General features: G+C 71.5%; 9 protein-coding genes. 4 read left to right on the top strand and 5 right to left on the bottom strand.

Annotated elements, in window-relative coordinates; all coding sequences use genetic code 11:
• Nucleotides 1-603: 603 nt before the first annotated feature.
• Complete coding sequence (locus ACG83_RS37105; protein ID WP_054570909.1) at nucleotides 604-1,155, top strand: excalibur calcium-binding domain-containing protein; 552 nt, start codon at nucleotides 604-606, stop codon at nucleotides 1,153-1,155.
• Nucleotides 1,156-1,392: 237 nt separating this feature from the next.
• Here the strand turns inward: ACG83_RS37105 and ACG83_RS37100 are convergent, their stop codons facing one another.
• The 4 genes from ACG83_RS37100 to ACG83_RS37085 are packed head-to-tail and all read right to left on the bottom strand — an operon-like array spanning nucleotide 1,393 to nucleotide 6,006.
• The gene (locus ACG83_RS37100) at nucleotides 1,393-2,544 is read right to left on the bottom strand and encodes an acyl-CoA dehydrogenase family protein (RefSeq protein WP_054570908.1); all 1,152 of its coding nucleotides are present in this window, start codon (nucleotides 2,542-2,544) and stop codon (nucleotides 1,393-1,395) included.
• Nucleotides 2,541-3,773: an acyl-CoA dehydrogenase family protein gene (locus tag ACG83_RS37095; RefSeq protein WP_054570907.1), complete on the bottom strand. Its 1,233-nt coding sequence runs from the start codon at nucleotides 3,771-3,773 to the stop codon at nucleotides 2,541-2,543. The genes ACG83_RS37100 and ACG83_RS37095 overlap by 4 nt, the downstream gene beginning before the upstream one ends.
• Entirely contained in the window at nucleotides 3,770-4,822 is a 1,053-nt protein-coding gene (locus ACG83_RS37090; protein ID WP_054571004.1) for an acyl-CoA dehydrogenase family protein, read from the bottom strand. Before ACG83_RS37090 ends, ACG83_RS37095 begins: the two co-directional genes overlap by 4 nt.
• Nucleotides 4,823-4,863: 41 nt before the next feature.
• The gene (locus ACG83_RS37085) at nucleotides 4,864-6,006 is read right to left on the bottom strand and encodes an acyl-CoA dehydrogenase family protein (protein ID WP_235498420.1); all 1,143 of its coding nucleotides are present in this window, start codon (nucleotides 6,004-6,006) and stop codon (nucleotides 4,864-4,866) included.
• An 84-nt stretch (nucleotides 6,007-6,090) separates the two neighbouring features.
• Between ACG83_RS37085 and ACG83_RS37080 the strand changes: the two genes are divergently transcribed.
• Both ACG83_RS37080 and ACG83_RS37075 read left to right on the top strand, forming a co-directional pair.
• A complete protein-coding gene (locus tag ACG83_RS37080) occupies nucleotides 6,091-6,906 on the top strand; it encodes a FadR/GntR family transcriptional regulator (protein ID WP_054570905.1) in 816 nt (271 codons plus the stop codon).
• Nucleotides 6,907-8,174: 1,268 nt separating this feature from the next.
• A complete protein-coding gene (locus ACG83_RS37075; RefSeq protein ID WP_054570904.1) occupies nucleotides 8,175-9,878 on the top strand; it encodes a glutamate--tRNA ligase in 1,704 nt (567 codons plus the stop codon).
• A gap of 261 nt (nucleotides 9,879-10,139) precedes the next feature.
• Here ACG83_RS37075 and ACG83_RS37070 read toward each other — a convergent pair whose 3' ends face one another.
• Nucleotides 10,140-11,855, bottom strand: coding sequence for an amidohydrolase family protein (locus ACG83_RS37070; protein ID WP_054570903.1), 1,716 nt, complete (start codon nucleotides 11,853-11,855; stop codon nucleotides 10,140-10,142).
• A gap of 280 nt (nucleotides 11,856-12,135) precedes the next feature.
• Here ACG83_RS37070 and ACG83_RS37065 point away from each other — a divergent pair, with 280 nt between their 5' ends.
• On the top strand, nucleotides 12,136-12,810 hold the full coding sequence (locus ACG83_RS37065) for a TetR/AcrR family transcriptional regulator (RefSeq protein WP_006540864.1): 675 nt from the start codon (nucleotides 12,136-12,138) through the stop codon (nucleotides 12,808-12,810).
• Nucleotides 12,811-13,029: the final 219 nt, after the last annotated feature.

The raw sequence follows: 13,029 nt of genomic DNA, 5'->3' as shown, positions 1-13,029 counted from the left end.
GATCCTGATCTCGGCTCCTCGCGCCGCGCGTGGTCGGCCCCACGCAACCCTCGAGCCCCACGATGACGACCTGGCCCGCATCCCTGCCTCATCGCGCCCGACCCAGCCCGCGGAACCGATGCCGAACAGTTCATTGACGCACTGTTCCGTTCGGCGATGACCGTCGTCGGTGCCGCCGCGTCGGTCGGGCTCGCGTTGACCAGCCCGGAGGCTGCGATCGGAACCGGCAGTGCGATCGCCGGGTTCGGGGGCTGGGTCGCCGGGAGGCGGACTACGCCCCCCGAGTCCCGACCGCTGTGCGGAGCTTCCATGTTTGTGGCCGCCGATGAACGTCTGGACCTCTTCCAAACACCCCCACGGCCACCGACTGGTTAGTGCGTCGGAAGGCCCGGCGGCTCATCCGACCGCCTCCTCCGCTACACGACCCGCGACGCCCCCGCCACCCCGGCACCCCGGCACCCTAGGTGTGATCGACGATACGGTCGGTCAAGCTGACAGTTACACCGAAGTCCAATGGCCACACCGAAGTCCCAGTCGGAAAGCCCGATACCTGGACATAGCTGCACCAACCCCAGGAAACTCCGGCAAATGCAAGCACGTGCGATGGCCCGAAGGACAGCGGAGTGGAGCGCCCAGGCGGTCAGGTGGGCCCGCCTGCACCCGCGGGCAAGTACCGGCATCGGCGGGGCCTTTCTGGTTCTCCTCCTCGTCGTCGCCGCACTCGTGCCCGCCCAGGGGCCGGGCAGCGCCAGCTCCGCCGCGGCCAGAACGGACCTGCCGCCGGCGACGGCGAGCCCTGCCGGCTCCCTGGCACCGACTACCGCTCCCGCACTGCTGCCGGCGCCAGCGGTGGTGTCCGTCCAGGAAGCGGCGCCCACGCCGACGGCGCCCCCGGTGATCCGACGGCCGCAGACCACGGCACCGGTGATGCCGGTCGCCGCTTCGACACCCGCGAGCCGACAGAAGCCCACCCAGAAGGCGACCCAGCCCGCGCCGAGCGTCACGCGGAGCCCAGCGAAGGCCACCCGTTCACCGGCCGTCTTCTACAGCTCCTGCCTCACCGCGCGCCTTGCCGGGGCGGCCCCGCTCTACGAGGGCCAGCCCGGCTACTCACGCTGGCTCGACTGGGACGGCGACGGGGTCGCCTGCGACTGACCAACGAGGGCGGTCGCGGCTGGGCGCCGCCCACCCGCCGCACAGCGATCTACCGGGGGTGTCACGTCGCCACACAGCGCCAGCAATTCATTTCCCGATAGTGACAAACGAGACAAAGAGTTTCGGACGATCGACAAGAAGTGAGGATTTCGGCTGTTCCAACAGCCGAAATCCTCACTTCTTGCTCAGCAGCAGCGGCTCGCTCGCCGCTCGTGATTGTGCTAGGCGCTCTCAGGCTCAGGGGGCGGTGAAGCGGGCGGCGAGCCGGGCCCGGTGCGCCGCCGGGGCGCCGAACAGCGAACGCCCCAGCAGGGCACGCTTCAGGTAGACGTGGACCCCGCCCTCCCAGGTGTAGCCGATGCCGCCGTGCAGCTGCATCGCCGCGCCGGCGATGTCGACCGCCGCGGCACCGAGGTACGACTTCGCCCGGGAGACGGCCACGCTGATCTCCTGATCGTGCGGCCCCGCCGGATCGTCCGCCGCTGCCAGCGCCCGCACCGCCGCGTCGAGCAGCTCCCGCCCCACCGTGATCTTCACGTACATGTCGGCGCAGGCGTGCTTCACCGCCTGGAACGAGCCGATCGGACGTCCGAACTGCCGGCGGGTGCCGGCGTACTCGACGGTGGCTTCGAGCATCGCCTCCGCCAGGCCCAGGCTGTCGCAGGCCAGGGCCAGTGCGGCCCGGTCCAGCAGCCGCCGGGCCGAGGCCGCGGACGCGGCCGGGTCGGCTCCGCGGAACCGCCACACCGCCCCCGGGTCGACCCGGGTCCCCTCCACCACGATGGTGCCCAGGTGGCGGGTCTCGTCGAGCACCGGACGCTCGGACACGGTGACCCCGGGATCGGTCGGGCGCACCGCGACCACGACCGGCGTCCCGGACTCGTCCGCGGCGAGGAGCAGGATCCGGTCCGCACCGGGCACGTCGGGGACGAAGTCCGCGCTCCCGCTGACCACCACCCGACCGGCCCCGTCCGCCACCGCCCGGAACACGGGTGAGTCGCCGTCGCCGGTGGGCAGCGCGAGGGCAGGGCGCTGCCCACCCGCGGCGACCGCGCGCAGCAGGTCGTCACGTGCGGCGCCCGCCTCGAGCAGGCACAATGCGCCGACAGCCAGGACGGCCGTGCCCAGGTACGGCGTGCTCGCCGCGGCCCGGCCCAGCTCGTGCAGGACGACCGCCACCTCGGCGAACGTCGCGCCCGCCCCGTCGAGCTCCGCCGGAATCTCCAGACCGAGCCAGCCGGTGTCGACGAGCAGCGACCAGTCGACGGTGGGGTACGTCTGGTCCGGCCCGGCCTTCGCCGCGCTGCGGCGCAGCAGGTCGCGGGCCACCGCGCGCAGCTCGCGGTGCAGTTCCGCCAGCTCGCTCCCGCTCATGGTGGCGTCACTCATGCCGACGCCACCGGTTCCCGGGGCAGGCCGAGGCCGCGCTCACCGATGATCGTGCGCTGGATCTCGCTGGTCCCGCCGGGGATGGTCCACTCCCACGATCCGATGAAGTCCAGCACCCACGCCCCTGACTCCCAGCCGCTGGACGCGGGCTTGCGCAGCTCGGCGTGCGCCGGCAGCCCGGCGACCTCGACGGCGAAGTCCATCGTCCGTTGCAGCAGCTCGCTGTAGAAGAGCTTGACGACCGAGGCGTCCGCCGGGCCGGCGGTGCCCGCCTCATGCCGTTCGACCAGCCCGCGGCACAGCGCCCGCAGGCCGGTGATCTCGGTTTCCAGCTCGGCGAGCCGGTCGGCCACCCGAGGGTCGTCGACGGGACGTCCACCGCCGGGCCCCGGGGTGCGGCAGGTGTCGACCAGCCACCGGAAGCCCGCGTTGCCGAGCCGTTCAGCCAGCTCCAGCATGGTCATCCCGCGTTCGGCGGCCAGCGTCGCCTGGGCCACCTGCCAGCCGGCGTTGACCGGGCCGACGAGGTTCTCGGCCGGGATCACCACCCCGTTGAGGAAGATCTCGCAGAAGTGGGAGTCGCCGATCGCGTTGCGCACCGGACGGACGTCGACACCCGGCGAGCGCATGTCCATCAGGAAGTACGAGATGCCCTTGCGCTTGGGCGCGTCGGGGTCGGTGCGGGCGAGCAGCAGGCACCAGTCGGCGTGCGCGGCGCCGCTGGCCCACAGCTTCTGCCCGTCGACGACGAACGTGTCACCGTCGCGGCGCGCGACGGTGCGCAGGCTGGCCAGGTCGGAGCCGGCCTCCGGCTCGGAGAAGCCCTGGACCCAGATCTCGCCGTCGAGGATCGCGGGCAGATGCCGGCGGCGCTGCTCGTCGGTGCCCGCGACGAGCAGCGTCGACGCGGCATGGTGGATCGAGACGAAGCCGAGCACCAGCCGTGGCGCGTCATGCGCGGCGAGTTCCTGGTACAGGACAACCTGCTGGGCGACGGGCATCCCGCCGCCCCATTCGGCGGGCCAGTGCGGGACGGCGTAGCCGGCGGCGCGCAGCTGCTGGAACCAGTCCTGCTGGAACGCGGCGAACTCCTCCGCGGAGGCGCCGGTCTGGGCCCGTCGCCAGTCGGACGGAACATGCGCCCGGCACCAGCGCTGGACCTCGGCGCGGAACTCGGCGAGGTCCACGGGGCCAGCCGCGCCCACGCCGCTCCCGGTCGGGATCGTCATCGCTGCTGCCCCTCGACCTGCGCGACGGACGAGACGGCCTGCGTGGCGAACGGGCCGGCAAGCCCGATCCGGCCGATCCGGCGGGTCAGATGGTCGCGGGTCGCCGCCTGGCCCAACGGGAGGCGGCGCAGCGGCTGGCTGTACCGGGAGATCCACGACAGCGTCGTCTCGTCGCAGAACCCCATCGCGCCGTGGAGCTGATGCGTCACCCGGAACACCAGGTCGGCGGCCTCCAGCGCGGCGAGGCGCAGCGCCAATGCGTCGTCCACCGCCTCCGGGCGGCCGGTCGCGACCGCCCACAGCGCGTACTTCGCCAGCTCCTCGACGCCGACCCGTTCGACCTCGGCGTCGGTCAGCTGGAACTGCACCCCCTGGAACCGGGCCAGCGGCTGGCCGAACTGCTCCCTGGCCAGGACGTGTGCGCGGGCCAGCTCCATCGCGCGGTCGAGCATGCCCAGCAGGGTCCAGCAGGGCAGCACCAGGCCGAGGGCCAGGTCGGCGAGGCCGTCGGCCGGCCCGTCAGCGGCCGGGCCGGCCGGGAGGTCCGGGGCCGAGGTCGGGTCGGGGATCAGCTCCGTCACGAAGGCGGTGTAGCGGGGCGAGCCGACCGGCTCCGCGGCGGTCGCGAGACCGCGCCGGCCGTCGAGGGCCACCGTCGACCAGCGCGGGCCGAGCCCGGCGACCGGTGCCGCCGGCCCGGGGCCGGTGCGCGGCCCCGGCTCGGATCCGGCGATCACGACCAGACCATCGGTGGAGCCGCCGGAGCCGGGGCCGTCGGTGGGGCGGCACAGCCGCTCGGCCACCGGGTATGGCAGCGCCCACCAGCCGGCGGCCTTGCACAGCGCGGCCGCAGCCTCGAGCTCGTCGGCGCCGCCGCGGGGGTCGAGCTCCCAGGCTCCGAGTTCGTCCAGCACCGGTTCGACGAGCTCGGCCCGCCGGGCCGGTTCCCGCTCGGCGTCCTGGACGAGCTGGTCGCCGCCGGCCGCCTCGAACGCACGCAGGGCCGTCCGGCCGAACTCGACGGCCTCCTCGCTCAGCTCGGTGTTCATGACTCCGGTGCTCATGACGCCGGTGTTCACGGCTCCGGTGCTCACCGGGCCGCCAGCAGGGAGCGTGCCATCAGGATCCGCTGCATCTCGACGCTGCCGGAGGCCACGGTCGCGGACACCGAGTAGCGGCGGTGGTCCTCGACGGCGCGGCGGAACCGCTGGCCGTCCTCGTCCGGCAGGGACGCTCCGGCGACGATGTCCATGAGAACCTCCGCGCTCTCCTGGTCCAGTCGGGTCACGGCGATCCGGTAGGCCGCCGAGTCCTCCGGGCGGATCCGGCCGCCGGCCTGCAGCGACACGACCCGGTAGGCGAGCAGTCGGGCCCGGCGGGCGTGCACGAGCATCCGGGCCCAGCGGCTGTGCAGCTCTTCGGGCAGCTGGTCCCATTCGGCGCCCAGGGCGGCCGGCGCGGCCTGCAGCAGGCGCTCGCAGCGCGCGTACCGGGCGATGCCGACCCGTTCGAAGGCCAGCACCTCCTGCACGATGGCCCAGCCCCCGCCGACGGTGCCGAGGACGTCCGCCTCGGTGACCCGCAGCTCGTCGAAGAAGACCTCGTTGAGATGGTGCGGGCCGATCATGCTCGGGATCGGCCGGACCTCGATCGCGGGGTCGGACATCGGGACCAGGAAGATCGTGAGGCCCTGCTGCTTGCGCTGCTCCCGCGAGGTGCGGGCCAGCAGGAAGCACCACTGCGCCATGGTGGCGTAGGACGTCCACACCTTCTGCCCGCTGACCCGCCAGCCGCCGGTCTCGGGGTCCGGCGTGGCGGTGGTGCGCAGTGAGGCGAGGTCGGAGCCGGCCTCGGGCTCGCTGAAGCCCTGGCACCAGATCACCTCACCCCGCGCGATCGGGGGGAGGTGCTGGGCCTGCTGTTCGGGGGTGCCGTGCCGCATGATCGTCGGGCCGACCCAGTTGACGCCCATGTACTGCGCGCCGCGGGGCTCATGCTGCGCCCACATCTCCTCGCGGACGACGGTCTGCTCCCAGGGGGTCGCGTCGCGCCCGCCGTACGCCGCCGGCCAGGCCATGCACAGCAGGCCGAGGTCGGCGAGCGTCCGGCAGAAGCTCTGGGCGACCTCGAGATCGGCGGGGTCGTCGGTGAAGGCGCCCAGAAAGTCGGGCGGCACGTGCTTGTGGACCAGTTGACGCAGGTCGCGCCGGAGTGCCGCCACTCCCTCGCCCATGTCGTACTCCATGAACGGCAGACAGTAGTCGCAAACCGCTCAACCTTCAATACTTATAAAGATAAAGAGGCGTATGATCCTGGTGTGCCTACCAGCCGCCCGGGACGAGTCTCACAGGTCAGGATCGCCGAGACGGTCGCCGCGGCGCTGCGCGAGCGCATCCTCACCGGCGACTACCAGCTCCCGACCCAGGACCAGCTCGTCGGGGAGTTCGGCGTGAGCTACCCGTCCGTCCGGGAGGCCATCCGGATCCTGGAGACCGAGGGCCTGGTCACCGTGCGGCGCGGCAAGGTCGGCGGGGCCGACGTGCACCGGCCGGACGAGACATCCGCCGCCTACCACCTCGGGCTCGCGCTGCAGGCCGGCCGGGTCACCCTCGGCGATCTCGCGGTCGGCCTGCAGACGTTCGAGCCGCAGTGCGCGGCCCAGTGCGCGCTGGCCACGGCCGCGGACCGCGGCGAGCGGATCGTGCCCGCGCTGCGGGCGAACATCGAGGCCACGACCAGCCTCATCGGCAGCGGCGACGGCAGCGCGTTCACGCATGCGGCCCGGGAGTTCCACGAGCTCGTCGTCGCGCTCACCCCGAACGCGACTATCCGCCACATCGTCGGCAGCCTGGTGGCGCTCTGGTCGGCGCAGGAACGGACCTGGGCGGAGTCGGTCACCAGCCGGGGCGAGTATCCCGACGAGGTCGAGGCCGAGCAGGTCGTCCGGGCCCACCGCCGGCTCCTCACCGAGATCACCGCCGGGCGGGCGGCGGCCGCCGAGCGGATCGCCCGCGCACACCTCGTCGCCTCCCAGGCCTACCTGCTGGACAGGTTCGACGACAGCGTGGTCACCGTCACGAACGCGCGGCCGCTCCAGGCACCGGGCGTGCCGAGCCCCCTGTGGCGGGTCTGAGCGGCGGGGTCCGAGCGGCGGGTGCCACGGGGGCCCGCGCGACCGCCTGGCCACGGTGCCACCCGCGAGCGGGTCCGTCCCGTTACCGCCGAGCAGAATCTGACGATTTTTGCCGCCAGTCACCAGGCCAGAACTTCTCGCGGAATCGCGAACTGCAGGTTGGCGTTGTCGCCGGGAAATCGTTTGAGGATTCCGGCCGCTGGGGAGCCCGTGGCCGTAGTGCGCTCGCCTGGATTCGGCGGCACCCCGCAGACTGCCTGCACCTAGCTCCCCGCTCCTCGCACACCGTGGGCGGGGGCGGGGGGCGGGGGGCTGCGCGGGTTTCGCGCGTGGTCGATCTTTCGGGTTTCTGACAGTACTGGTCAGCTTTCAGCGGGTGCGCGACTGTTCCGTTCACGGCACTAGAGGGCTCTGTGTACCTCCTTCTCCAGGTCTCTGGACATCCATCTCTTCGCCGGATCCGCAAGCCCCTGAGGGGTGATTTTCGGAGGAGCCACAAAGAGCCCTTTAGTCGTCAATCCCGCGCACACCGCCAAGCCCCGTGGGGACGGGAATTCGTCCACCCACGGAGCCGTGGGCGCCGCTGGCGGCCCCTGAAACCGCTGGTCACGGGGGTTCTTTCGGGTCTCAGCGGCCGCCGTGACACCATGCCGGGCCGGCGATGCCGGATACACGGGTCGCCCACAGCAACGATCTGCCCGCGACGACCGATCACCGGACACCCGTCATTCATCGACCAAATAGTAACGATTCGGGCTTCAAACACCTCTGTCACTTTGCCGACGCGGGCCGAGAGGGCATCCGTTCACGGGTCCGGACGATTTCGGACGCCAATGCCACAGCCAGAGCCCATCGGAACCCGCGGGCACGCCGGCTCCTCGGCCGCCGCCGAGCAAGAAGTGAGGATTCTGGCTGCCGGAACAGCCAAAATCCTCACTTCTTGTCGATCGCCAAGCGACCCTCTGCCCCGTTTGCCAATATTGGGATGGATGTCGGCGGCCCCAAGGATCCTGGTTGCGAGGACGACCTACATCCCCGGCTCCTCGGGTGGCAGACGCTGCGGCCTGGCACCGCCAATAAATGCACCCCTCCAGTTAATCGCCTGGCATCGACCAGCATCCCGCGACACCGACATGCCGAGACATCCGACGGGCCGGAACAGCGTCCGGCGGCGCCGATCTCGATTTCGATCCCCGCCGTGGTAGAATGTTCGGGTCACTGCAAAAACTCGAGAATTCACACGCAAACCGGGAATGGTTGCTTTGTCGATGGTCCGCCCAGGTGATTCGTCCGCCCAGGTTGTTTCCGCCCTTGATCGTGCGGAGATCGACGCGCTCTTCCCGAGCGATCTGCCCGAGGTCGAGCACTGGGAGCGGCAGTACCCGCCGCGCCAGCTCGCCCCGGGCGCGCAGGTCACCCGGTTCTGCCCGAGCCCGACGGGCTCGCTGCACCTGGGCGGCGTGTTCGTCGCCATGCTCGACCGCGCGGTGGCCCGGCAGTCCGGCGGCACCTACCTGATCCGCATCGAGGACACCGACCAGGAGCGCGAGGTCGCCGGCGCGGTCGACGAGTTCGACCGGGCGTTCGCCCACTTCGACCTGGTCTCGGACGAGCGCGACGGCGGTGCAGGTGCCAGCGCCGGCGCGTACGGTCCCTACCTCCAGTCGGCACGCTCCCGGATCTACCTGAGCTATGTGCGGGAGCTGATGCGCGCGGGCGCGGCGTATCCCTGCTTCGCCTCCAAGGAGGAGCTGACCGCGTTCGCGGAGGAGCAGCGGGCCGTGAAGGTCCCCACCGGGTACTACGGCCGCTGGGCGCCCTGGCGCGACGCCGACGCCGAGGCCGTGCGCGCCCGGCTGGCCGCCGGAGAGCCGTATGTGGTGCGTTTCCGCTCCCCCGGCGAGGCCGCCGGCCGGGTCAGCTACACCGATGTCATCCGCGGCACGATCTCCGCCGACGACAACCGCAACGACGTCGTCATTCTGAAAAGCTCCGCGAACGAGCTGCGGCTGCCGACATATCATTTCGCGCACGCGGTCGACGACCATCTCATGCGGGTGAACCTGGTCATCCGCGGCGACGAATGGATCTCATCCGTCCCGGTGCATCACCAGCTCTTCGACGCGGCTGGTTTCGAGCGGATTCCGTACGCCCATGTGGCACCGCTCATGAAGCAGGACGGAAAGGCGAAGCGCAAGCTCTCCAAGCGCAAGGACCCGGAGGCCTCGGTCGAGTACTACGTCGCCGGTGGCTATCCGACGGACGCGCTCTGGTTCTACCTGCGCAGCCTTGCGAACGGCCGGCTCGCGGACCTTCCGATCGAGCAGGCGCTGGCCGAGCCGCTGCGGCTGGAGGAATGCGGCGTCGCGGGGCCGCTCGTCGACCTGGTGAAGCTCGCGGACGTCGCCGCCGACCTGGTGGCCACGATGAGCGGCGAGGCGATCCTGGCGGAGGTGCTGGCCTGGGCGCAGGTCTACGACACCGAGCTCGCCGCCGCGGTCGCCGCGAACCGGGATGTGGCGCTGCGGGCGCTCGACATCGAGCGGGTCGGGGTCGCCAACCCGCGTAAGGACCTGCACAAGTGGTCCGACTTCCGCCAGGTCTACGGGTACTTCTTCCCCGGGGTCTTCGAACCGGTCACGAATCCCGCCGACCCGCGGCTCGGCGAGCTGCCCGCCGAGGTCGTCCGCGGGCTCGCCACCGACTTCCTGCGGGACTACCAGCACGTGAACGACAGTGACGCCTGGTTCGAGCAGATCCGCGTCGCCGCGCTGGCGAACGGCTTCGCCGGCAGCCCGAAAGAATACAAGGCCGACAAGGCTTCCTTCGTCGGGTCGACGAAGGAAGCCGCCCAGGTGTTCCGGGTCCTGCTCACCGGCTCGAACCGCAGCCCCGCCTTCAACCTGGTGACCCAGGCTCTGGGCGAGACCGAGACCCGCCGCCGGATCGGCGCCGTCCTCGACCAGGCCTGACGCAACACAAACCCGGGTCCGGTCTGCTCCGGCGTGACCGGTCCGGCCTGGGCCCCCAGCGCGCGGTGACCCATCGGGAATCCCGCGCCGCCACACGGCGCCAGCGCCAGCAATTCTCACCAATAGCCCCAAAAAGGGACGTGGAACCGCTTGGCAATCAGCAAGGAGTGAGGATTTCGGCTGCGGCAGCAACCGAAATCCTCACTCCTTGCTCGGGAGCAGCGGCGGCAGCCGCTGAGCGCCACGCCGCGCTGCGCTCCGCTAGCGAGCGGTGAGGATTCCGCCCGGGCGTTCGTCGGTGAGCTCGTCGCCCTCGATCAGGACCCGGCCGTTGACCAGGGTGTAGTCGTAGCCGCGGGCCCGCTGGACGAACCGGTTCGCGCCGAGCGGGAAGTCCGCGCGCATCTGCGGCACGTCGAGGTCGAGCCGGTCGAGGTCGATGACGTTGATGTCGGCGAAGGCCCCGGGAGCAAGCACCCCGCGGTCGGCGAGCCCGAACAGCTCGGCGCCCTCGGAGGTCAGCTTGCGCACGGCCGTGCCGATGTCGAGCAGGCCCTGGTCGCGGGTCCAGTGCCGGAGCAGGAAGGTCGACTGGCCGGCGTCCATGGTCAGGGCGACGTGCGCGCCGGCGTCCCCGACGCCGACGACGACATCCGGGTTGGTCAGCATCGCGGCGACCGCGTCGAGGTCCTGGTTGAGCACCGGGTAGTAGAGCAGCCCGAGGCCATCGGTCTCGACGGTGAACTCCAGGAAGGCCGCCGCCGGGGTGATGCCGCGCCGCGCCGCCTCGGCGGCGAGGCTGTTACCCGGGTCGACGTCGTACCGCGCCGATCCGGGCGGCAGGAGGTACAGCTTGGCGGGGTCCTTCGGCGCGAGCGGCCCGGACAGCTCGACCGGGCGCTCGGCCTCCGTGGCCAGTGCCTGGCGCCGGCCGACATCCGCGAGTGCCGCCAGCCGCTCCGGCCACGGCCGGGCCATCAGCTCCGCCCAGCCGGGCAGCGCGTCGTAGGGGGTGCGGCCGACCAGCCCGTACAGGATGCCGCTGCCGCGCGCCGCCGTCTGCGGGCGCAGGTCGGCGCCGCGGCCGCGGGCGGCCGCCACCTCCTGCATCACCCAGGACCACAGTCCGGGCCGGCGGTCGCTCTGCATCATCGCGAACGTCAGCGGGCGGCCCGAGTCCCGGCTGACCTGTTCCATCCAGGCCAGCTCGGCGACGGAGTTCGCCTTCTCCGGCCCGTCGCGCTCGCCGATGCGGGGCACGACCTCGATCGTGCCGCGGCCGCGTTCCGCGAGCGCGCCGCCGATCGCGGCCAGCTCCGCCTGGGCGGCGTAGGTGCCGGGAACCGGCCGGCCGTCCGGCACGGTGTGCATGAAGCTGCGGGACGTCGAGAAGCCGAGCGCGCCGGCGTCGATCGCCTCCCCGACGATCTCCGCCATGCGGGCGATGTCGTCGGCGGAGGCCGGGACGTCATCCAGGGCGCGGGAGCCCATCACGTAGGTGCGCAGCGCACAGTGGCCGATCATGCCGCCGACGTTGATGCCGAGACCGCGGCGCCCCAGCGCGCGCAGGTAGTCGCCGTAGGACTCCCAGTTCCAGTCCATCCCGGACATGATCGTCTCGACCGGGATGTCCTCGACCGCCTCCATCATCTCGGCCAGGTAGCGCTGCTCGCCGGGGCGCACCGGGGCGAAGGTGACACCGCAGTTGCCGAGGACGATGCTGGTCACCCCGTGCCAGCAGGACGGGCTGGCCACCGGGTCCCAGAAGAGCTGGGCGTCGAGGTGGGTGTGGATGTCGACGAAGCCGGGTGTGACCAGGCGGCCCCGGGCGTCGATCTGGCGGCGCCCGGATGCGGCGAGCGTGCCGGGCTCGGCGATCTCGGTGACCCGGTCCCCGTCGATCGCCACGTCGGCGCGTCGCGGCGGGGAGCCGGTCCCGTCGACCACCTCACCGCCGTGGATCACGATGTCGTGCATGGCATCCGTTCCTCCGGTCCGACCGTCCACCCAGCACCGACGAGAACAATAAATGAGTAAGCCCTCATTTAATATCGATGCTAGGGATGTCCCGTAGGCCGCGTCAAGGCACCTGGGATCACGGCGACCCGCACCGGGGCGGCGACCGTCCGGCATCGCCTGCGGGTGACGCAGCCGACACGGAAAATATCGCGGCATGGCGGCTCGCGCGGACGATGGTCGATTCGACGGAGTAGTGTACGTTCATTTACCATCTGTGGTACAAGGCGCGGAGGGGACGATGTCCGAACAGGTAGTCAACCCCCCGGGGGCCGAGGAGCCACCCCGTCCACGCCGGCTGACCGCCGAGGCGCGCAAGCGCTCGATCCTGAAGGCCGCCCGCCAGGCGTTCACCGAGACCGGTGACATGAACGGCACCACCATCAAGGCGATCGCGGAGCGCGGCGGGATCAGCGAAGGCGTCATCTACCGCCATTTCGAGAGCAAGGACCAGCTCTTCTACGAGGCGGTCGTCGAGCCGCTGCGTGACGCCGTCGACGAGCTCGTCGCCGCCACCGAAGTGATCGACCTGGAGGAGCCGCTCACCCCGGAGCGCCAGATCCAGACGATGAACGGCCTCTACCGCCAGCTCATCTCGACCCTGGAGGAAGTGCTCCCGCTGCTGGGCCTGGTGCTGTTCGGCGACCCGAAGGTCGGCCGGAAGTTCTACCGCAAGCACTTCTCGGTGGCGATGGACCGGCTGGCCGACGCCTGGCGGGACGTCGAGGACCGCTACGGCTTCGAGTTCGAGTCGCCGGACCTGTCCGCGCGCGCCGTCATGGGGATCGCGCTGATCCTCGCGATGGAGAGCCGGCACAACGACCTGTTCAACCGCGATCGCGCGGTGACCCTGATCACCGAGAGCACGATCAAGGGGTTCTTCCCCGTGCTGGAGCCCTCCCGCCGCCGCCGCTGAGCCGCCGGCACTGCCGACCGTCCGGCGCCGCCGCTGAGCCCCCGGCGCCACTGAGCCCCCGGCGCCGCTGGCACCCGGCGCCGCTGGCACCCGGCGCCGCTGGCACCCGGCGCCGCCGCTGGCCCGCGGCACTGCCGCTGGCACCCGGGGCGGCGGCGAGCCCTCCCGGCTCGTACGCGTTGCTTCTCAAGTGAGTGCTCACATATTGTTGGACCTCGA

Origin of the sequence: Frankia sp. R43 (assembly GCF_001306465.1) — a bacterium.
In the GTDB taxonomy this organism is placed as follows: domain Bacteria; phylum Actinomycetota; class Actinomycetes; order Frankiales; family Frankiaceae; genus Parafrankia; species Parafrankia irregularis.
This window is presented reverse-complemented; position numbering and strand designations above follow the sequence as displayed.